Below are 19,223 nucleotides of genomic sequence, written 5' to 3'. Positions count from 1 at the left end.
CCCGCCCCCCCGCGCCGCGGCGCGCGCCCCCCCCCCGGGGGGGGGCGGGGGGCCCGGGCGGGGGGGGGGGGGGGGGCCCCCCCCCCCCCCCCCGACGGTCTCCAGCCTGAGGTGTCCCGGGCGGGCGTGGCAGACGATGTGCACGATGTCCGCGGACGTCTCCTCCAGGGTCGCGGTGAGCGCGTCCAGGCTGCCGGAGCTGAGCAGCCGCAGATCGACAGGCATGGCGGAACCGGTCAACGCGGTCGCCAGCCGGGCCGTCTCCGCCTCCAGGTCGAGCAGCCCCTCCTCGGGCGTGTGGGCCGAGGAGGGGCCCGCGAGCAAGGCCACCAGCCGCAGCGGGCGGCGCGTGTCGCGTGCCGCGGTCCACGGGAGTCCTCCGGTGCCGGGCCCGGCCCGGAACGGACGGACGACGGGGTGCAGGGCGAGAGGGGCCGACGAGCCCGGAAGGAGCAGTGCCTCCCAGGGCAGGCCGGCGAGCGGTCCCGGCTCGATGTCGAGCGCGAGTGGCAACGTGCCGCCGGCCCTTGCCGCGTTCCGCGCCGCGTCGTCCAGCGCCCGGCATGCGGTCCCCCCGGCCCGGTCGGCGAGCAGCCGCCCCATTCGGAGGGTCAACCGGTCGGCTTCTTCGATCAGTTCAGGGCCGAGGGTCTCGCGTGAGCGTTCGTGGAGCCGGGCCATGGCCCGTGCCGTCTCCACCAGAGGGAAGTCCGGGGCGGTCTTGGGGGTGCGGGCGGTCACCGTGTCCCCGTCCCACAGCGTGACGTCCGCGGCTCGCACGGACAGGCGGAGGCTGACGGAACCGCCGGACGGCGCCCGGCGCGTGTGCTCTTCGTTCACAGACCGACTCCTCGACCCGGCGGGACGGTGGGTCGCCGGGATTCACGCGGCAACACCCACCCATTGTGGACGTTCCCGGCGGCAACGCGGCCTGAATACGCCGTAATCGAGGGAAAAGCCGGTGCGTGGGACGGTCCTTCGGCCGGGACGCGGTCACCGCCCCGCCGCCTCCCTGGCGATGTCGTCGAAGCGGGCGTTCATGGCCTCGCCCAGGGCCTGGGCGGCGGAGAGCGGGCGCACCATCACGGTGAAGTCGTCGATCTTCCCGTTCTCGTCGAGGTGCAGGAAGTCGCAGCCCTGGAGCTTGCGGCCGGCCACCGTCGCCGTGAAGACGAGGGCGATGTCCCGGCCGTCGGGGTTGGCTATCTCCCGTACGTAGGTGAAGTCCTCGAAGACCTGGGAGACCGCGCGCAGGATCGCCGCGGTGATCGCCTTGCCCGGGTACGGCTTGAAGGCGACCGGGCTGGTGAAGACGACGTCGTCGGCCAGCAGCGCGGTCGCGGCGTCCATGTCGTCGCTTTCGACGGCTTTGCGGAACGGATGCATGGCTCCCACCTCACCTAGTCAAAAAATTGAGTAGGTGCATGTTAGCGTCCCCCCATGGCTCTGCGGAACGCGTTGATGGCGGCCCTCCTGGAGGGCGAGGCCTCCGGGTACGACCTCGCGAAGGGGTTCGACGCCACGGTCGCCAACTTCTGGTCGGCCACGCCCCAGCAGCTCTACCGCGAGCTGGACCGCATGGAGGCCGAGGGGCTGGTCACCGCGCGCGTCGTGGAGCAGGAGCGCCGGCCCACCAAGCGGCTGTTCTCGCTGACCGAGGCGGGCCGCCGGGAGGTGCGCGCCTACACTGCCGAACCTCCGGCCCGGCCCGCGGCCGTCCGGGACGAACTGCTGGTCAAGGTGCAGTGCGCGGACGCCGGTGACATGGCGGCGGTCCGGGCCGCCGTCGCCGGGCGGATGGAGCTGGCCACCACCAAGCTGGCCCGCTACGAACGGATCCGGCAGCGTCTGCTCGCCGGGCGTTCGGAGGAGGCGTACTTCGCGGAGGCGGAGCGCGTCGGCCCGTACCTCACCCTGCTGCGCGGGATGTCCTTCGAGCGGGAGAACCTGCGCTGGGGCGAGCTGGCGCTGCGACGACTCGCCGAACGGGCGCAGGCACGTACTCAACAAGGTGACTAGTCGTGCCGAAGGGGTGCCCGACATGCGGACGCCCCCCCGGTGGCCGGAACCCGGATCAGCAGGTGGCGACCCCCGGCAGCCACGCAGCTCGGGACCCGGGTCGATGCCCAGTTCGCGGCGGGTCCCCGAGCCGGGCCGCCTCGGTCCGGGCGAACGACTGGCCGAGACCCTCCAGCGCCTCCCGGCCCCGCCGCCTCACCGGCCGCCCACCCCGCGTACCGCCGAGTTTCACATCCGCGCCACCGGACCCTTCCCTGACGTTCGATGCCCTTGGAACACTCGCACCCGCGCACAGTCCGCGTGTTCCGCACATCCCGCACGCCAGGATGAGAGGTCGCACCCCCATGCCCGAAGCCAACCGGCGCCGATTCCTCCAACTCGCAGGTGCCACGACGGCGTTCACCGCACTGTCCGGCAGCGTCCAGCGCGCCGCGGCGCTGCCCGCGAACCACCGCACCGGATCGATCGAGGACGTCGAGCACATCGTCGTCCTGATGCAGGAGAACCGTTCGTTCGACCACTACTTCGGCACCCTCAGAGGCGTCCGCGGCTTCGGCGACCCGCGTCCGGTCAGCCAGGGCGGCAGGTCGGTGTGGCGCCAGTCGGACGGCACCAAGGACGTCCTGCCGTTCCACCCGGACGCCGACGACCTGGGCCTCGCCTTCCTCCAGGACCTCCCGCACGGCTGGAGCGACACGCACACCGCCGTCAACGGCGGCAAGTACGACAAGTGGGTCCCGGCCAAGGGCTCCACGACCATGGCGTACCTGAACCGGCACGACATCCCGTTCCACTACGCGCTCGCCGACTCCTTCACCGTCTGCGACGCCTACCACTGCTCGTTCATGGGCTCCACCGACCCGAACCGCTACTACCTGTGGACGGGTTGCACGGGCAACGACGGCCGGGGCGGCGGCCCGGTCCTCGGCAACGACGAGGCCGGCTACTCCTGGACGACCTACCCCGAGCGCCTGGAGCGGGCGGGCGTCTCCTGGAAGATCTACCAGGACGTCGGCGACGGCCTGGACGCGGCCGGCGGCTGGGGCTGGATCCAGGACGCCTATCGGGGCAACTACGGCGACAACTCGCTGCTCTACTTCACCCAGTACCAGAACGCCCGGCCCGGCGACCCGCTGTACGACAAGGCGCGCACCGGCACCGATGCCCGCAAGGGCGAGGGGTTCTTCGACCGGCTGAAGGCCGACGTCACGTCCGGCAGGCTGCCGCAGATCTCCTGGGTGGTCGCCCCCGAGGCCTTCACCGAGCACCCCAACTGGCCCGCCAACTACGGCGCCTGGTACATCTCCCAGGTCCTCGACGCGCTCACCGCCGACCCCGCGGTGTGGGCGAGGACCGCCCTGTTCATCACCTACGACGAGAACGACGGCTTCTTCGACCACGTCGTCCCGCCGTTCCCCCCGGCCTCCGCGGCGCAGGGCAGGTCCACCGTCGACCCGTCCCTGGACCTCTTCAAGGGCGACGCGGGCCACGCGGCGGGCGCCTACGGCCTCGGCCAGCGGGTCCCGATGATCGTCGTCTCCCCGTGGAGCAAGGGCGGTTACGTCTGCTCCGAGACGCTCGACCACACCTCGGTCATCCGGTTCATGGAGCGGCGCTTCGGCGTCCACGAGCCGAACATCTCGCCCTGGCGGCGCACCGTCACCGGCGACCTGACCGCGGCCTTCGACTTCTCCCGCAAGGACACCAAGCCGGTCGCCCTGCCCTCCACGGCCGGCTACCGGCCGCCGGACGGCGACCGCCACCCGGACTACGTGCCGACCCCGCCCGCCCACCCGGCGCTGCCCCGGCAGGAGCGCGGCTCCCGTCCCACCAGGCCGCTCAAGTACGCCCCGGTGGTGGACGGTTCGCCGGACGCGGCGGCAGGCCGGCTCACGCTCCGTTTCGCGTCGGGCGCGCAGGCCGGTGCCGCCTTCCTGGTCACCTCCGACAGCCGTACGGACGGCCCCTGGAGCTACACCACCGAGGCCGGCACGTCCGTCTCGGACACCTGGAACCCGGTGGACCCGGCCGGCTCGTACGACCTGACCGTGCACGGGCCGAACGGCTTCCTGCGCACCTTCCGCGGCCGCGCCAAGGTGGCGGGACCCGAGGTCACCGCCCGGCCGCACGGGGACGACATCGAGCTGACCCTCACGAACCGGGGCAGCGGCACGGTGAAGCTGAGGGTGGCGGACGGATACGGCGGCCGCACCCGCACGTTCACGGTCCGCGCGGGGGCCGCCGTCCGGCACGTCGCCCACCTGAACCACAGCGACCGGTGGTACGACCTGACGGTCACCGCCGAGGGCGACGCGGCCTTCGAGCGGCGGTTCGCGGGGCACGTGGAGAACGGCCGGCCCGGGGTCAGCGACCCGGCGATCCGCACCGACTGACGGGCGCCGAGGGGCGCGTCGTGCGGAACCGGTCAGGTACCGGTCACCTCGGGGTACTGTGCCCCGGTGACCACGCAATCGAACACACCTGCAGACCGGCACTCCGATCCGCACGGTGCGCCCCAGACGCTTTTCTCCGAGCCGGTGCTGGTGGTGAACCAGAAGGCCAAGCTGATCGAGCTGACCAACGAGTACAAGGTCATGGACCAGCACGGCCGGCAGATAGGCTCGGTGGTCGAGGTCGGCCAGAGCGCCCTGAAGAAGATCCTGCGCTTCGTCTCCAGCCTCGACCAGTACATGACCCACCGGCTGGAGATCCGTGACGCCCAGGGGCAGCCGCAGCTGCTGCTGACCCGGCCCGCGAAGATCTTCAAGTCCCGGGTGATCGTGACCCGGCCGGACGGCTCGGAGGTCGGTGAGATCGTCCAGCAGAACATGATCGGCAAGATCAACTTCGCGATGACGGCGGGCGGCCGGAAGGTCGGCGCGATCAAGGCGGAGAACTGGCGCGCCTGGAACTTCGCGATCGTCGACCACGCCGAGCAGGAGGTGGCCCGGATCACGAAGACGTGGGAGGGGCTCGCCAAGACGATGTTCACCACCGCCGACAACTATGTGCTGCAGATCCACCACCAGCTGCCCGAGCCGCTGCGGAGCCTGGTGATCGCGACGGCGCTGACCGTGGACACCGCGCTGAAGCAGGATTCCCGGGGTCTGGGCTGAGGATCCGCCCGCGGCCCGGTGCGGGCCGGCCGGCCGCGCGGGAGGGCGTTCGTTCCGCGCGCGGCTGAGGGGGTGCGGGCCCGGAGACACGGGTGCCCGCGCCCCCGGCGGCGTTCAGAGGGCCGTGAGCTGTCCGGGTTCCTCTTTCCGCGGAGGGAGCAGCGCCTGCTCCGCCGCGGCCCGCGCCGACTCCAGGGCCAGCACGGCGGCCACCGGGTGCTCGTCGTCGTCCGGTGCGACGATCCGGGCCGCCGGGGTCACCCGGGTCAGCAGGATCACACCCCAGGAGGCGAGGGCGGCGCCCGCCAGGGCGAGCAGGACGCCCGTCGCGCCGCCGTGCAGGCCCTGCCCCAGCAGGGCCAGGCCGATCGCGGCCGCCGCCACCGGGTTGGCCAGGGTGACCACCGCGAGCGGTGCGCCGAGGCCGCCGCGGTAGGCCGTCTGGGAGAGCAGCAGGCCGCCCACCGCGAACGCGGCCACCATGAGCGTCACCACGACGACCTCGACGCTCAGCACCGGTCCGGAGCGGTCCGTCGCCGCCACCGTCACCGTCTGGGTCAGGGCGGAGGCGACGCCCGAGGCGAAGCCGGACGCGGTCGCGTGCCGCAGGCCCGGCCGGGCGCCGGGGCGGGACAGCGCGCCGATCAGCACCGCGGTCGTACCGGCCACCGCGAGGGCCTCGGTGAGGCTCAGCACCCGGTGCGGCGCGGGACCGGAGGCCGTGACCAGCACGGCGCCGAGACCGAGCAGCGTCAGGGCCGTGCCGCGCCACTCGGTCGCGCTGACCCGCCGCCCTGCCACCCGCGCGCCCATCGGTACGGCCGCGACCAGGGTGAGCGCGCCCAGCGGCTGCACGAGGGTGAGCGGGCCGTACTTCAGGGCCACGACGTGCAGAAGCGCGGCGCCCGCGTTGAGGCCGACCGCCGCCCACCAGGCACCGGAGCCGAGCAGCCGGAGCAGGCCCGCTCCGGAGGACTTCGACGCGAGCCGTTCCTGGGCGACCGCGGCGGCCGCGTAGGCGACGGCCGAGACGAGGGAGAGGAGGACGGCGAGCAGGGCCGCGGTGCTCATCGGCCCGCTCCTGCCAGTGCGGGCTCTTCCACGGTGAATCCCCGGGCGCGGCGTCCGGCCGTGGCGGCCGTGCGGTGGGGCGGGCGGAGCGAGGTGGGGGTCCCGCCGGACGAGGCCTCGGGGTGGATGAGGGCGAGGGCGGCGGCCAGCATCACGGTGGCGACGATCGCGTCCAGCCAGAAGTGGTTCGCGGTGCCCACGATCACCAGCAGGGTGACCGCCGGGTGCAGCAGCCACAGCCAGCGCCACCGGGAGCGGGTCGCCACGATCAGGCCGATCGCCACCATCAGGGCCCAGCCGAAGTGCAGCGAGGGCATCGCCGCGAACTGGTTGGAGAGGTGGTCGTGGGCGGGCGGCCCGTAGACGGAGGGGCCGTACACCCGGCCGGTGTCGACCAGGCCGCTGGCGGCCAGCATCCGCGGCGGTGCCAGCGGGAAGGTGAAGGGGAGCACGAGGGCGGCGGCGGTGACCACGGCCAGCACCCGGCGGGCCCAGACGTAGTGCGCGGGCCGCTTCAGGTAGAGCCAGACCAGGAAGGCCACCGTGGCCGGGAAATGAACCGTGGCGTAGTAGGTGTTGGCCAGGTGGACGGGGGTGTCGCCGTGCAGCAGCGCCGACTGCACGTCGACCTCCGAGGGCAGGCGCAGCGTCCGTTCCAGGTCCCAGATCCGGTGGGCGTTGTGCAGGGCCTCGGTGGTGTGCCCGATGGCCAGCCGGCGCCCGAACTTGTAGACGAGGAAGAGCCCTGCGACGAGCAGGAACTCACGGACCAGCGGTGGCCGGGCTATCGCCCCGGGCTCCGCTGCTGCCGGCTCGGACTGGGAACTCATCCCAGGCCCCCTCACTGACGGTGGTGCTGGCGTCCGGACGGTGGCCCGAACCCCCACATGCTCATCGATACGAGTGCGTACCGATACGCCACTGTACCGATACGGCCGAGTACCGGTACAGTGGCGTATCGATAGACGTAGGCCACACTGGTTGTAGGTTTCCGCCCCGCCCGAACGGCGGGTGGGCGGCAGATGATCCGTACGTGATGCGCGAGTGAGGAGCAGGGCACATGACGTCGCAGGCCGCGGACGAACCGGACACGGTCGCCGGCTCGCGCCGCTCCAAGATCACGCCGGAGCGTGAGCGGGAGTTCTTCGACGCCGTGCTCGAACAGATCCGTGAGTGCGGCTACGACTCCGTGACCATGGAAGGCGTCGCCAGCAGCACCCGGTGCAGCAAGTCCACGCTCTACCGGCAGTGGAAGACCAAGCCGCAGTTCGTCGCGGCCGCGCTGCGCGCCAGCCGCGAGGTACGCTTCGGCGGCGTCGACACCGGAACCCTCGCCGATGACCTGCGCGAGGTGGCGCGGGCCGCGGGGGACTGGTCGGGCAAGGACACCAGGCTGCTCTCGGCGCTGGGCCATGCGCTCCACTCGGACGTGGAACTGGCGCAGGCGCTGCGCGAGGCGCTGATCGAACCGGAGATCGCCGCGCTCCAGGAGATCCTGCACCGCGGTGTCGCGCGCGGCGAGGTGAGCGCGGAACACCCCGCGCTGGACTACGTGCCCGCCATGATGTTCGGCGTGCTCCGGGTCCGGCCGGTGCTCACCGGCGAGTACGCCGACGCCGGTTATCTGGTCCGCTTCGTGGAGGCCGTGGTGCTGCCCGCGCTCGGACTGACCTAGACCCAGGCCGCCGTCCACGGGATGACTGGACGGTGACCTGCTCGCGCCGCACCGTGGGGACGGGGGCGGCGCGCACCCCCCGGCCGGGTGGGGTTCCCCTTTGAGCGGAGGGGCGCCCCACCCGGCCGACCGGTGTTCCGGCCCGGGAGCGGATCAGACGGTCTGGCCGTCGCCGCCGCCGGAGGACACCCTGATGCCCTTGGTGATGTCGTCGATCACCGTCTGGTCCTTGCCGACGTCCACACCGAACCGGACCACCACGATCTGCCGGCCGTTCGAGGGCGAGGGGAAGGCCAGCGACTCGACGTACCCGTCGGCGCCCTTGCTGGTCACCGCCTTCCAGCGGACCAGGTAACCCTTCTGCCCGGCCACGGTGACGGCCTTGGAGGCCAGCACCTGGTGCGAGGTGATCGCGCCGTAGGTCTTGCCGCCGTACGACTCCGCCGCGTTGGCCGAGATGTCCGCCTTGGCGACCTCCTCGGCGGTGTCGCCCTTGGTGCCCAGCGCCAGTGCGGGCGCCGAGTAGGCGCCGCCCGCGGTGCAGGACTGCGAGGTGTCGCCCGGGCATGTGTAGGAGTCGTCGGAGGTGATCTGGGCGCCGACGTTGATCGCCTGCCCGGTCCAGCCCTTCGGCACCGGGATGGCGATGGCGTTGACGGAGTCCGACACCGTTCCGCCGCCCGGCACCTTGGGCGCCTCGGACTGGCCGGGTGACGGCGAGGCGCCGTCGCCCGAGCCGCCGGACCCGGAGCCGCCGCCGGAGCCCGAACCGCCGAACGGGAAGCCCGGTCCGCCGTTCTGTCCCTCGGATCCGCCCTGGCCGGAGCCGCCTCCCGGGCCCTGCTGAGAGGCCTGGCCGCCGCCGTTCCCGCCGCCGTTGTCCGTGAGCGCCCAGGCGCCGACGCCGATGGCGGCGAGGACCGCCACGGCGACACCGACGGCCACGCCGGTCCGCAGCCCGTGCTTCGCGGTGGCGGGCTGCGCCGGATACCCGGGATAGCCGGGATAGCCGGGGTGGGCCGGGTACGGCTGCTGGGCCGTGCCGGCGTCGGCAGGACCGGCCGGAGGGTGCGCCGGGGGACCCCAGTCGCCGCCCGACCCGGCGGGGCGGGTCTGCCCCGTCCACGCCTTGCCGTCCCACCAGCGCTCGCTGGGCGGACCGTCACTTGTCTGTCCGGGGTCGGGATACCACCCGGGAGGAGTCACCTGCGTCATGCCCCCACCGTATGAGGCATCGGTGAAAGTCGGATGAGAGGATCCAGCGACTTTCGGATGAGTCGCCCGGCTGCACCTCGTCCCGTGCCGTCCCGGGGGCCGGGAGTCCGCCGCCGGCACGGCCCGCGGGACGCTCAGTCGGCCGTGTCCGCCCTCCAGTGCTCGGGCCCCACCCCGCGCCAGTCGATCCACGAGGACTCCGCCACCTCCGCCGGATCGATCTCCAGCCCGGCCCGGCGCAGGAACTCCGCCACGTCGCCCACGCCATGGGCCAGCCCGAGGGGCTCGCCGTCCGCGTGCACCCGTCTGCCGCCCGCGGGGGACGGTGGGTGGACGGTCACGCGGACCGGGGCGCACCCGCAGTCAGGGCCGTCGCAGGTGTGGTCCTCGGCGCCGCACGGTGTCATGAGCGGCTCCTCTCGCTCGCGGGGCCCTCGGGCCGTCCGTGCTCGCGCAGGTCCCGCCAGGCCGCGGGGTGCGGGCGTCGCTGCCGCCAGTAGGGGTGGAAGTACAGCCGGGTCGACAGCCGGTACAGGCGTCGGCGCAGCTCGGTACGGCCGGGCCGCTCGGCGAGCAGCCGGTAGGTGGCACTCCACTCCAGCTGTGCCCGGGCGAGGTCGTCGGGGAACGATCGCATGACCGAATTCAATCACGTGTTCGATTTCCGGCGCCATCGGCGACGATCCGCGACCCGGGACCGGCACCGGCCGCCGCCCGCTTTGGGGAGCCGCCGCCGGCTCCGGCCGGAGGGCGTGCGGAGGGTGCGATTCCGGTCCGGTGCCGCCCGGCCCTCGGAAGTCGGCTGCTCTTCAACGGCTGTTGACGGTCCGTCGGCTGGACAGTCGCAGGTCGGGGCCGTCACGCGTCGCTCCGCCGCATCCGATGTCACCCGTCGCGGCACCTGCTGCCCCGACGCGCCACCGGACGGCCGGAAGGAGGGCTAGGCTCGTGTTCCGTACGTCGTTCGGGCGACTTGGGGAGGCAGCGGGATGACGGAGGACCTACCCCCGGAGGACTCCTCCGCTCCCCTGTGGGAGCGCGACGCGGAGATCAACGCCATCACCGACGCGCTCGGCCTGCTGTGTGCCGACCGGTCCACCCCGGGGAACCTGCTGGTGCTGCGCGGCGAGGCCGGACTCGGCAAGACCGCGCTGCTGGCCGAGACCCGCCGCCTCGCCGAGCGCCGCGGCTGCACCGTCTGGTCCGCCCGCGGCGGCGAGACCCTGCGCAGCGTCCCCTTCAACGTCGTACGGCAGCTGCTCCAGCCCGCCCTGGTCTCCCTGCACCCCGACGAGGCCCGCGAGTACCTGGGCGACTGGTACGACATCGCCGGGCCCGCCCTCGGCATCACCGACCCCGGCGAGCGCCAGGCCGACCCGCAGGGCGTCTGCGACGGCCTGGTCCACGCGGTGCGCCGGCTGGCCGGACGTGACTGGCCGCTGGTGCTGCTGATCGACGACGCGCACTGGGCCGACCAGGAGACCCTGGCCTGGCTCGCCGCCTTCGTGCAACGCCTCGACGACCTGTCCGTGCTCGTCCTGGTCGCCCGCCGTCCCGGCGAGGTCGGCGGTGACAGCGCCCGCTACCTCGACACCGTGGCCGCCGCGACCGCCAACCCCGTGCACAATCTCAGCGCCCTCACCCCGGACGCCACCGCGGGACTCACCCTCGCCACCCTCGGCGCGCACGCCGACGCCCCGTTCTGCCGCGAGGTCTGGGCCGTCACCGGCGGCAACCCCTACGAGACCGTCGAACTCCTCGCCAAAGTCCAGGACAGCGAGGTCGAGCCGGTCGAGGCCCGGGCCGGCGAACTGCGCGCCCTGAACCGGTCGGCCCGCGGCGGCGGACTCGTCACCCGCCTCGAAGGCCTCGGCATCGACGCCACCCGGTTCGCCTGGGCCGCCGCCATCCTCGGCACCGGCATCTCCGTCGACCTGGTCGCCCAGCTCGCCACCATGACCATGGAGGACGCCGAGCGCTGCGCCGAACTGCTGCGCACCGCCCGTATCCTCACCGTGCCCGACCCGGCCGGCTCCCGCTCGCACGCCGGCGACCTGGAGTTCGTCCACCCGCTGATCGCCAGCGCCGTCTACCACTCCATCCCGCCGGCGATGTGCACCGCCATGCACGGCATCGCCGCGCAGATCGTCATCGACGACGGCCGGGGCATCGCCGAGGCCTCCCGCCATCTGCTGAAGGTGCACCCGGACGACGACGAGGAACTCGTCCAGCAGCTGCGGGACGCGGCCAAGGAGCACCTCGCCGTCGGCGCCCCGGACGCGGCCCGCCGCTGCCTCGAACGCGCCCTGCTGGAACCGCCGCTGCCCGAGGTGCACGCGCGCGTGCTCTACGAACTGGGCTGCGCCACCCTGCTCACCAAGCCCGCCGTCACCATCGGCCACCTGCGCAGCGCGCTCGGCATGACCGGCCTCGGCGGCGCCGAACGCGTCGACGCGGTCTTCCGGCTGTCCCAGGCCCTCCTCCACAACGACCAGCTGGAGGAGGCCGTGCGCACCGTCGAGGCGGAGGCCGCCCGGCACGAGGAGGGGCCCGCCAAACTCCGGCTCCAGGCCGTCCAGTTCATGTGGGAGGGCATCGCGGGCGAGGCGGTCTCACCGCGCCGCTCCGAACGCCTGGGCGCCCTCGCCGACACCTGCACCGGGCGCGACAACTCCGAGCGCGCCCTGCTGATGCTGCGTGGCTTCGACCTGCTCATACAGGGGGAGAACGCCGAAGAGGTCGTCGAGCTGTGCGACCGCGCGCTGGTCAACGGCCGGCTCGCGCCCGGACTCGGCTGGACCGACACCGAGTGGGGCATCGAACTGCTGCTGATGCTCGCCAGCGCCTACGTCTACACCGACCGCCTCGACCGCGCCGAGAGCCTCTACAACGAGGCCCTGCGCGCCTACGAGTCCTCCGGCTGGAGCGGCGGCCACCTCGCCCTCGCCCATGCCTACGTCGGCCTCGGGCACCGCAGGCGCGGCCGGCTGCGGGACGCGGAGACGTCCCTGCGCGAGTCCCTGCGGATCGCCGAGCGGGTCGGCCGCGGGCTGCCCCTGTACTGGACCGCCACCTGCAACCTCGTCGACACCCTGCTGGCCCGCGGCCACGTCGAGCAGGCCTGGGAGACGGCCGAGCAGTACGGCTTCGCACCGCCGTACCCCTCCACGATCGTGATGCCGGACCCGCGGTCCGTGCGCGGCCGGCTGCTGCTCGCCGTCGGCCGCACGAAGGAGGCCGTCAACGAACTGGAGGCGGCGGAGAAGGCGGCCTCCGCGCGCGGGCACTTCAACCCGGTGGTGGTGCCGTGGGCGCTCGACCTCGCCCGGGCCCTCGCGGTGGAGGACCCGACGCGGGCCGCCCAGCTGTCCGCGGACGCCCGGCGGCAGGCCGAGCGGTTCGGCACGGACACCGCCATCGGCGAGGCGCTGCGGTGCGCCGCCGCCCTGGAGACCGGGCAGCGGCAGGTCCGGCTCGCCTCGCAGGCGGTGGCCTACCTGGAGGCCTCGCCGTGCCAGTACGAGCACGCGGCCGCGCGCGTGGAGTACGGGATCGCCGCGCGGTCGGTGGTGGAGCTGAACCGGGGCCTGGCGCTGGCTCGCTCGTGCGGTGCGGACGGGCTGGCCGCCCAGGCGCGCGAGGTGCTGGACACGGGACGGGGACTGCGCTGACGGACGCGCGGGACGCCCCGCCGGAGCGCTACAGGGCGAGGAGTTGGCCGGTCACCGTCGTCAGGCGGCGCTGGACGTCCCTGTCGTACGTCGCCGCGTGCGCCCGCGCCGGATCGGTGCCGTCGAAGTAGCCGCCCGTCCCCAGGTCCCGCGTCGCCAGCGCGATGACGCCCGGTGCGCCGTCGGCCACCGTGTTCCAGGGCGCCACCCCGCCCTCGCGCACCATCGCGGTGTCCATGAAGGTCGCCGGGTGCAGCACGTTGACCGCCACGCCGGTGCCCGCCAGCTCGTCGGCCAGGGCGAAGGTGTGGGCGGCCAGCGCGAACTTCGCCCGGCAGTAGGCCGCGAAGCCCTGGTAGCCGCGGGTGAACTCGGGGTCGTCGAAGTCCAGCGGCTCCTGGCCCGCCGAGCCCACGTTCACGATCCGGGCCGGTGCGTTCGCGCGGAGCACCGGCAGCAGGGCGCGGGTGAGGACCACCGGGGCCAGCAGGTTCACGGCCAGCCGCAGCTCGTGGCCGTCCGCGCTCAGCTCGCGTCCGGCGCCCGGCGCGCCGGCTCCGACCCCCGCGTTGTTGATCAGTACGTCCAGATCGGGACGGGCCGCGGCGACCCGCGCCGCCAGCTCGCGGACCTGCGCCAGCGAGGCCAGGTCCGCGGCGAAGCCCGCCGCGTCGCCCTCGGCGCGCAACTCCTCGGCCAGCGCCGCGGTGCGGCCCGGATCCCGGCCGTGCGCGAGGACCGTGTGCCCGGCACGGACCAGCTCGAAGGCGACGTACCGGCCGAGACCCGAGGTGGCACCGGTGATCAGAACGGTCGACATGACGCCAGCGTAGGCACGGCCGCGCGCCGGCCGCCCCACCCTGCTGGGTCTACGTCCGCCAGGATCACCCTTCCTCCTCCGCCAGCGCCCGCTGGGCCGTGGCGAAGGCCGCGTTGGCCGCCGGGACCCCGCAGTACACGGCCGTCTGCAGCAGGACCGCGCCGATCTCCTCAGGGGTGAGCCCGTTGCGGCGGGCGGCCTTCACGTGCAGGGCCAGCTCGTCGAGGTGGCCGTGCGCGACCAGCGCGGTGAGGGTGATCATGCTGCGCTCGCGGCGGGTGAGGGTCGGGTCGGTCCAGATCTCGCCCCAGGCGTAGCGCGCGATGAAGTCCTGGAAGCGGGCCGTCAACGGCGTCTGGCGGGCCTGCGCCCGGTCCACGTGCGCGTCGCCCAGCACCTCCCGGCGCACCGCCATGCCGCGGCCCGCGGGCCCGTCGAGGTGCGGGCGGAGCGCGGCGAGGACCTCGTCGGGGCACTGCGCGGGTGCCAGGTGGGCGGCGCCGGGGAGCTCGACCAGGGTGGCCGCCGGTACCGCGTCCGCGATCTCCCGCAGGTGCGGCGGCGGGGTCGCCCGGTCCTGCCGGCCCGCGATCAGCAGGGTCCGCACGGTGATCTCGCCGAGCCGGTCGCGGAGGTCGAAGGCGGCCAGCGCGTCGCAGCAGGCGGCGTACGCCTGCGGATCCGCCGTCCGCTGGTCCTCGACGAGGCGCGGCACGTCGAAACCGGGCGTGAACCAGCGGGCGTCCGCGGAGTCGGCGAGCCACGCCACGCCCTCCCGGCGCACCCGCGCGGCCCGCTCCCGCCAGGGCCGGGGCCCGTCGAAGTGGGCGGAGGAGCAGATCACGGCCAGGCTCTCCAGCCGGTCCGGGTGGTGGACGGCCAGGTGCAGGCCGACCGCGCCGCCCAGCGACACCCCGGCGTAGCCGAACCGTTCGACGCCGAGGGAGTCGGCGAGCGCGAGCACCAGGCCGGCGAGGTCGCCGACGCTCGCTCCGGCGCCGACCGGGCCGGGCGCGGCACCGCCGTGTCCCGGCAGGTTCCAGCGCACCACCCGGTGGCGGGCGGACAGTTCGGGCGCCACGGCGTCCCACAGCGCGTACGAGGTGCCGAGCGAGGGCCCGAGCAGCAGCGGGGGGGCGGAGGCGGGGCCCTCGGCCCGGTGGTCGAGCAGGTTCTTCGTCAACGTCGCTCCAGGGCACGGTCGGTGAGGACGCCGGCGGAGCCGGTGTAGCGGGCCGGGTCGGTCAGGTCGTCGATGTCGACGTCCTTCAGGGCCGAGTCCCGCGCCGAGGCCTCCTCGGCGAGCAGGTCGCGCAGCGGGCGCCGCTCGGCGTGAGCGCGGCGGGCCAGTTCGGTCAGCAGCTCCCGGGCCCGGTCCCGGCCGAGCACGGCGGCCAGTTCGGCGGACAGCCGCTCGGAGACGACGAGCCCGCGGGTGAGGTCCAGGTTCCGGCGCATCGCGTCCGGGTGCACGCGCAGCCCCTCCGTCAGCTCCGCCGTGTCCCGGGCCGCGCCTCCGACGGCACGCAGCAGGTCCCGCAGCGGCTCCCACTCGGCGTGCCAGGCACCGGCCGGCCGTTCGTCCTCGGCGACCACCGAGCCGTACAGGACGGCGGCGAGCTGCGGGGCCCGCCGGGCGGCGGCCGCGACCAGCGTGGCCCGCACCGGGTTCGCCTTGTGCGGCATCGCCGACGAACCGCCACCGGCGCCCTCGGACAGCTCCCCGGTCTCGGTGCGGGACAGCGTCAGCACGTCGGCGGCGACCTTGCCCAGGGCTCCGGCCGTGAAGGCGAGGCAGCCGGCCAGGTCGGCGACCGGCGTCCGCAGGGTGTGCCAGGGCAACAGCGGTTCGGCGAGGGCGAGTTCACGTGCGTAGGCCGCGGGCAGCTGTTCCGGGCGGTCCGCGCCCCAGGCGCCGAAGGCCGCCAAGGTGCCCGCCGCGCCGCCGAGTTGCGCGGGCAGCGCGGTCCGGACGCGGGACATGCGGTCCCGGGCGTCGAGGACCAGACAGCGCCAGCCCGCCGCCTTCAGCCCGAAGGTGGTCGGCACGGCGTGCTGGGTGAGCGTACGGCCCGGCATCGGCGTGTCGCGGTGCTCGGCGGCCGTCCGGGCCAGCGCCCGCTCGACGCGCCCGAGGTCGGTGAGGATCAGGTCCAGGGTGCGGGCGGCGACGAGCATCGCCGCCGTGTCCATGATGTCCTGGCTGGTGGCGCCGCGGTGCACGTAGGGGCCGTACTCCGGTCCCGCCGCCCGGGTCAGCTCGGCGACCAGCGGGATGACCGGGTTGCCGCCGGCCCGGGCGCGCACCGCGAGGGCGGCGGCGTCGAAGCGGTCCGGATCGGCCGCCCCGGTCACCGCCGCCGCGGCGCCGGCCGGGGCCAGCCCCAGCGCCGCCTGGGCGCGGGTGAGGGCGGCCTCGGCGTCCAGGAGGGCCCGCAGCCAGGCGTCGTCCCCGGTCGCGGACGCGGCGGCCGACCCGGCCCACCCGGGTCCGAGCAGCCCGGCGTCACCGCCGCCGTACCCCACTGTTGTCACTGGAACTCCAGGAAGACCGTCTCGCCCTCGCCCTGAAGGCGGATGTCGAAACGGTAGGTCCCACGGCCCTCGTCGGCGGCGATCAGCGTGTCGCGCCGCGCGCCGACCCGGCCCAGCAGCGGGTCGGCGGCCAGCGCCGCCTCGTCCCCCGGCAGGTAGACGCGGGTGAACAGGTGGACGAGCAGGCCGCGCGCGAACAGACAGACGCTCAGGTACGGCGCGCTGCCGCCGCGGGCGCCGGGCCGCAGGGTCCGCGCGTACCAGTGGCCGTCGGCGTCCGTCTGGATCCGGCCCCAGCCGGTGAACTCCACGCCGTTGCGGCCGAGCGGGTCACCGGTCGCCGGGTCGCGGCGGATCGAGCCGTCGGTGATGGAGACGTTCCCGTCGGGGTCCGCGCCCCACAGCTCCACGAGCGCGTCGGGCAGCGGAGCGCCCGCGCCGTCCAGGACGTACCCGTGGACCGTGATCGTGTCGGGGTGCCCGAGGGGCGCGATGTCCTCACCGCCGAGGAAGGGCAGCGCGTAGCCGTAGAACGGGCCGACCGTGTGCGACGGGGTGGGCGGCACGGTCTCGGGGCCGCTCGGGCCGGTCGTCGTCATGGCAGGTCAGCGCCCTTCTTCGAGCCAGGTGGCGTGCGGGCCGTCCAGCACGATGTCCCAGTGGTAGCCCAGCGAGAACTCCGGCACCGACAGGCGGTGGTCGTAGGCGGCGACCAGGCGCTGCCGGGCCGCGTCGTCCGTCACGGACTGGATGATCGGGTCGTACGGGAACAGCGGGTCGGCGGGGAAGTACATCTGGGTCACGAGCCGCTGGGTGAAGGCCGTGCCGAACACCGAGAAGTGGATGTGCGCCGGACGCCAGGCGTTGAGGTGGTTGCGCCACGGGTAGGGGCCGGGCTGCACGGTGGTGAAGCGGTATCCGCCGTCGGCGTCCGTGAGCGTACGGCCGACGCCGGTGAAGTTCGGGTCCAGCGGGGCGTCGTGCTGCTCGCGCTGGTGGGCGTAGCGGCCCGCCGAGTTGGCCTGCCAGATCTCGATCAGCTGGCCCGCGACCGGCCGGCCGTCCCGGTCGATCAGCCGCCCGGAGACGGTGATCCGCTCACCGATGGGCTCGCCGCGGTGCTGCCGGGTCAGGTCGTTGTCGGTCCCGGCGATGTCCCGTTCCCCGAACGCGGGGGAGTGCAGTTCCACCAGCTCGGGGTCCTTGCCGGTGTCGACGGCGACCAGCGGCTGCCGGGGATGGCGCAGGACGGAGGACCGGTAGGGGGCGTAGTCCCGGCGGGGGTGGTGCTCGACGGGGGCGCCGCCGGCCACGCGCTCGGCGTAGGCGGCGCGCTCCGCCGCGATCTCCTGGTCGATGTCGGCCTGGGTGAGTGTCATGGAAGGTCCTCGGTGGCGCGCCCGGGCGGGCTGGGCGACGGAAGGTTAATCAGCGCACTGACTATTTCGGCGGGACACGGCCACGCTGCCACCGGGCGCCGGAGCCCGTCAAGAGCTGCGACGACAGAAGGTGAGGACGCGGGCAGGGTAGGGCGACTGCGGGTATCGTTCAGTGCACCAACCGATTTCCGAGCACCAGCCGATCCCGACCTTGGGGGCGCACATGGCCGCGGTGGACCTCACCACCCACCCCGGGCACCTGGCCCGGCGGCTGCAGCAGGCCCACCACCTGCTGTGGAACACGATGGTCTCGGAGGAGATCACCTCACCGCAGTTCGCCGTCCTGAACGCACTCGTCGCCGAGCCGGGACTCGACCAGCGCACGGTGGGGGAGCGGGTGGGACTGGACCGGTCGACCATCGCCGAGGTCGTCGGCAGGCTCGGCCGGCGCGGGCTGCTCGACAAGGTCCGCGATCCGCGGGACGGCCGCCGCTTCCTGCTGCGCCTCACCGGCGACGGCCTGCGTACCCACGGCAGGCTCGCGCTGCGCACCGCCCGGATGAACCAGGTCTTCCTGGCCCCGCTCTCCGCCGAGGAGCAGGCCCGGTTCCTCGAACTGATCCGCCGGGTCTCGGACGCGGCGGAGGAACTGCGCGACCCGGGGCAGCCGTTCGTCCCGCAGCCCTAACGCGCCGCGAACACCACCCACACCTGGCCCGTGGCGAAGTCCACCGGAGCGCCGTCCGCTCCGGTGAACGTCGTGCCGTCGGCGGCCGCGCGCCGGGTCCAGGTCGCCTCGAACGACCGTCCGTCCCGCAGCACTTCGGCCCTGCCGGTGCCCACCGTCTCGGTGTACGGCGTGTGGTTGCCGAGCACGTCGTGGTAGGCCGAGGTACGGACCCGCACGTGCTGCACCACGACCGTCGCGGGCTCCAGCCGCCGGTCACCCGTGGCCGGAGCCGGAGTGCCGTCCATCGACACCAGCCACCGCTTCCGGCCGGCGGACCAGGTGAAGGTGAAGCGCGCCGCCGGGTACCGCACGGTGCGGGCGGCGGTGACCGTGCCGCCGGCCGGGGCCGGGCCGTAGCGGAAGCCGGTGGTGAGCGCCGCCTCGCCGGGCGCGCCGGACAGCAGCCGGGCGGGGCGCAGATACAGGTTGTGCGGGGCCGCCCTGTCGCTGCCCCGGTAGAAGGCGCCGGAGGCCGTGTCGGGGGTCCTCGGCCGCAGCGGGGCCCGGTCGATCAGCGGCAGGAGCTTGCGCTGGGCGCCGGAGAAGGCGAGCGTCGGCCCGTCGAACTGGCGCAGCAGTTCCAGATCGGACTCGCGGGCGCTGCGCACCGGGCCGACGACCTCGGGCAGCCTGGTCGCGTACACCGCCATCAGGCGGCTGAGCCCGCCCTCCACCTGCTCCGCGTACACCACGTCGGCCGCGTCCAGCCCGGTCTGCGGGCGGGCCGCGGCCGCGTTGTCGATCTTCACGGCCAGTACGGACCCGGTGCCGGCGGTGTGCCGGCCGTCCGGCGTCGGGCTGCCGGCCGGCGCCGGGCTGTCGTGCGGCGCGCGGCCGTCGTCCGGGCCGCCGTGCCGGGTGCAGCCCGCCGTGACAGGGGCCGTCAGCACCGCCGCAGCCAAGGCGCCTCTCAGTACCGTCCGGCGCGTCGGCGCCGCCTGTTGCATGTCCACCGTTGCCACCCCCGTTCGTCCCCCTTGATGGTGTGCTGA

At 74.1% G+C, this 19,223-nt stretch carries 19 protein-coding genes; 6 read left to right on the top strand and 13 right to left on the bottom strand.

The annotated features are described in order from the left end of the window. Together ACIRQ9_RS35485 and ACIRQ9_RS35480 are read right to left on the bottom strand one after the other, a co-directional pair. The coding region (locus tag ACIRQ9_RS35485) for a hypothetical protein (RefSeq protein ID WP_404183196.1) at positions 1-840 on the bottom strand (840 nt) is incomplete at its 3' end. A 153-nt stretch (positions 841-993) separates the two neighbouring features. Then, positions 994-1,386, bottom strand: a complete 393-nt coding sequence (locus ACIRQ9_RS35480) for a nuclear transport factor 2 family protein (protein ID WP_404183193.1) — start codon at positions 1,384-1,386, stop codon at positions 994-996. Positions 1,387-1,440: 54 nt separating this feature from the next. Between ACIRQ9_RS35480 and ACIRQ9_RS35475 the strand changes: the two genes are divergently transcribed. The 3 genes from ACIRQ9_RS35475 to ACIRQ9_RS35465 all read left to right on the top strand — a co-directional run bounded on the left by ACIRQ9_RS35475 (position 1,441) and on the right by ACIRQ9_RS35465 (position 5,135). Continuing rightward, positions 1,441-2,019, top strand: a complete 579-nt coding sequence (locus tag ACIRQ9_RS35475) for a PadR family transcriptional regulator (protein ID WP_404183190.1) — start codon at positions 1,441-1,443, stop codon at positions 2,017-2,019. A 344-nt stretch (positions 2,020-2,363) separates the two neighbouring features. Then, the gene (locus ACIRQ9_RS35470; RefSeq protein WP_404183187.1) at positions 2,364-4,412 is read left to right on the top strand and encodes a phosphocholine-specific phospholipase C; all 2,049 of its coding nucleotides are present in this window, start codon (positions 2,364-2,366) and stop codon (positions 4,410-4,412) included. A gap of 66 nt (positions 4,413-4,478) precedes the next feature. Further along, on the top strand, positions 4,479-5,135 hold the full coding sequence (locus tag ACIRQ9_RS35465) for an LURP-one-related/scramblase family protein (protein ID WP_404183184.1): 657 nt from the start codon (positions 4,479-4,481) through the stop codon (positions 5,133-5,135). A 114-nt stretch (positions 5,136-5,249) separates the two neighbouring features. Here the strand turns inward: ACIRQ9_RS35465 and ACIRQ9_RS35460 are convergent, their stop codons facing one another. Continuing rightward, entirely contained in the window at positions 5,250-6,206 is a 957-nt protein-coding gene (locus tag ACIRQ9_RS35460) for a hypothetical protein (protein WP_404183181.1), read from the bottom strand. Further along, positions 6,203-7,036: a phosphatase PAP2 family protein gene (locus ACIRQ9_RS35455; protein ID WP_404183178.1), complete on the bottom strand. Its 834-nt coding sequence runs from the start codon at positions 7,034-7,036 to the stop codon at positions 6,203-6,205. The genes ACIRQ9_RS35460 and ACIRQ9_RS35455 overlap by 4 nt, the downstream gene beginning before the upstream one ends. Positions 7,037-7,266: 230 nt before the next feature. Here ACIRQ9_RS35455 and ACIRQ9_RS35450 point away from each other — a divergent pair, with 230 nt between their 5' ends. Then, entirely contained in the window at positions 7,267-7,881 is a 615-nt protein-coding gene (locus ACIRQ9_RS35450; RefSeq protein ID WP_404183175.1) for a TetR/AcrR family transcriptional regulator C-terminal ligand-binding domain-containing protein, read from the top strand. A 153-nt stretch (positions 7,882-8,034) separates the two neighbouring features. On the opposite strand, the gene ACIRQ9_RS35445 is transcribed toward ACIRQ9_RS35450, so the two are convergent. From ACIRQ9_RS35445 to ACIRQ9_RS35435, 3 genes are all read right to left on the bottom strand, one after another. After that, positions 8,035-9,096, bottom strand: coding sequence for a DUF2510 domain-containing protein (locus ACIRQ9_RS35445; protein ID WP_404183172.1), 1,062 nt, complete (start codon positions 9,094-9,096; stop codon positions 8,035-8,037). A gap of 134 nt (positions 9,097-9,230) precedes the next feature. Next, positions 9,231-9,437, bottom strand: coding sequence for a hypothetical protein (locus ACIRQ9_RS35440; RefSeq protein ID WP_404183220.1), 207 nt, complete (start codon positions 9,435-9,437; stop codon positions 9,231-9,233). Positions 9,438-9,499: 62 nt separating this feature from the next. Continuing rightward, on the bottom strand, positions 9,500-9,733 hold the full coding sequence (locus tag ACIRQ9_RS35435; RefSeq protein WP_404183169.1) for a hypothetical protein: 234 nt from the start codon (positions 9,731-9,733) through the stop codon (positions 9,500-9,502). A 352-nt stretch (positions 9,734-10,085) separates the two neighbouring features. On the opposite strand from ACIRQ9_RS35435, the gene ACIRQ9_RS35430 reads away from it, so the two are divergent. Beyond that, positions 10,086-12,767, top strand: coding sequence for an ATP-binding protein (locus ACIRQ9_RS35430; protein WP_404183166.1), 2,682 nt, complete (start codon positions 10,086-10,088; stop codon positions 12,765-12,767). A 28-nt stretch (positions 12,768-12,795) separates the two neighbouring features. Here ACIRQ9_RS35430 and ACIRQ9_RS35425 read toward each other — a convergent pair whose 3' ends face one another. From ACIRQ9_RS35425 to pcaH, 5 genes are all read right to left on the bottom strand, one after another. Then, positions 12,796-13,587 (bottom strand): SDR family NAD(P)-dependent oxidoreductase, encoded by a 792-nt coding sequence (locus ACIRQ9_RS35425; protein ID WP_404183163.1) that lies wholly within the window; start codon positions 13,585-13,587, stop codon positions 12,796-12,798. 64 nt (positions 13,588-13,651) lie between these two features. After that, positions 13,652-14,770 carry a 3-oxoadipate enol-lactonase gene (pcaD, locus tag ACIRQ9_RS35420; protein WP_404183160.1) on the bottom strand — a complete coding sequence of 373 codons (1,119 nt, stop codon included), beginning with the start codon at positions 14,768-14,770 and terminating at the stop codon, positions 13,652-13,654. Continuing rightward, positions 14,767-16,113 (bottom strand): 3-carboxy-cis,cis-muconate cycloisomerase, encoded by a 1,347-nt coding sequence (pcaB, locus tag ACIRQ9_RS35415; RefSeq protein ID WP_404183217.1) that lies wholly within the window; start codon positions 16,111-16,113, stop codon positions 14,767-14,769. The genes pcaD and pcaB overlap by 4 nt, the downstream gene beginning before the upstream one ends. Positions 16,114-16,118: 5 nt before the next feature. Further along, a complete protein-coding gene (pcaG, locus tag ACIRQ9_RS35410) occupies positions 16,119-16,721 on the bottom strand; it encodes a protocatechuate 3,4-dioxygenase subunit alpha (RefSeq protein WP_404183157.1) in 603 nt (200 codons plus the stop codon). A 6-nt stretch (positions 16,722-16,727) separates the two neighbouring features. Next, complete coding sequence (pcaH, locus tag ACIRQ9_RS35405) at positions 16,728-17,501, bottom strand: protocatechuate 3,4-dioxygenase subunit beta (protein ID WP_404183155.1); 774 nt, start codon at positions 17,499-17,501, stop codon at positions 16,728-16,730. Between the two features lie 223 nt (positions 17,502-17,724). Here pcaH and ACIRQ9_RS35400 point away from each other — a divergent pair, with 223 nt between their 5' ends. Next, a complete protein-coding gene (locus ACIRQ9_RS35400) occupies positions 17,725-18,189 on the top strand; it encodes a MarR family winged helix-turn-helix transcriptional regulator (protein ID WP_404183214.1) in 465 nt (154 codons plus the stop codon). Here ACIRQ9_RS35400 and ACIRQ9_RS35395 read toward each other — a convergent pair. Then, positions 18,186-19,178, bottom strand: coding sequence for a DUF3048 domain-containing protein (locus tag ACIRQ9_RS35395; protein ID WP_404183211.1), 993 nt, complete (start codon positions 19,176-19,178; stop codon positions 18,186-18,188). The two genes, ACIRQ9_RS35400 and ACIRQ9_RS35395, sit on opposite strands and share 4 nt — an antisense overlap. Positions 19,179-19,223 lie beyond the last annotated feature (45 nt).

The organism is Streptomyces sp. NPDC101237 (assembly GCF_044767465.1).
Taxonomy (GTDB): Bacteria; Actinomycetota; Actinomycetes; order Streptomycetales; family Streptomycetaceae; genus Streptomyces; species Streptomyces gramineus.
This window is presented reverse-complemented; position numbering and strand designations above follow the sequence as displayed.

Bases quoted from the DNA above. Each gene is read 5' to 3' on its own strand.
- pcaG (WP_404183157.1), bottom strand. From the start codon at position 16,721: ATGACGACGACCGGCCCGAGCGGCCCCGAGACCGTGCCGCCCACCCCG.
- ACIRQ9_RS35470 (WP_404183187.1), top strand. From the start codon at position 2,364: ATGCCCGAAGCCAACCGGCGCCGATTCCTCCAACTCGCAGGTGCCACG.
- ACIRQ9_RS35480 (WP_404183193.1), bottom strand. From the start codon at position 1,386: ATGCATCCGTTCCGCAAAGCCGTCGAAAGCGACGACATGGACGCCGCG.
- ACIRQ9_RS35430 (WP_404183166.1), top strand. From the start codon at position 10,086: ATGACGGAGGACCTACCCCCGGAGGACTCCTCCGCTCCCCTGTGGGAG.
- ACIRQ9_RS35400 (WP_404183214.1), top strand. From the start codon at position 17,725: ATGGCCGCGGTGGACCTCACCACCCACCCCGGGCACCTGGCCCGGCGG.
- ACIRQ9_RS35450 (WP_404183175.1), top strand. From the start codon at position 7,267: ATGACGTCGCAGGCCGCGGACGAACCGGACACGGTCGCCGGCTCGCGC.
- ACIRQ9_RS35445 (WP_404183172.1), bottom strand. From the start codon at position 9,096: ATGACGCAGGTGACTCCTCCCGGGTGGTATCCCGACCCCGGACAGACA.
- ACIRQ9_RS35395 (WP_404183211.1), bottom strand. From the start codon at position 19,178: ATGCAACAGGCGGCGCCGACGCGCCGGACGGTACTGAGAGGCGCCTTG.
- ACIRQ9_RS35425 (WP_404183163.1), bottom strand. From the start codon at position 13,587: ATGTCGACCGTTCTGATCACCGGTGCCACCTCGGGTCTCGGCCGGTAC.
- pcaH (WP_404183155.1), bottom strand. From the start codon at position 17,501: ATGACACTCACCCAGGCCGACATCGACCAGGAGATCGCGGCGGAGCGC.
- ACIRQ9_RS35455 (WP_404183178.1), bottom strand. From the start codon at position 7,036: ATGAGTTCCCAGTCCGAGCCGGCAGCAGCGGAGCCCGGGGCGATAGCC.
- ACIRQ9_RS35460 (WP_404183181.1), bottom strand. From the start codon at position 6,206: ATGAGCACCGCGGCCCTGCTCGCCGTCCTCCTCTCCCTCGTCTCGGCC.
- ACIRQ9_RS35435 (WP_404183169.1), bottom strand. From the start codon at position 9,733: ATGCGATCGTTCCCCGACGACCTCGCCCGGGCACAGCTGGAGTGGAGT.
- ACIRQ9_RS35475 (WP_404183190.1), top strand. From the start codon at position 1,441: ATGGCTCTGCGGAACGCGTTGATGGCGGCCCTCCTGGAGGGCGAGGCC.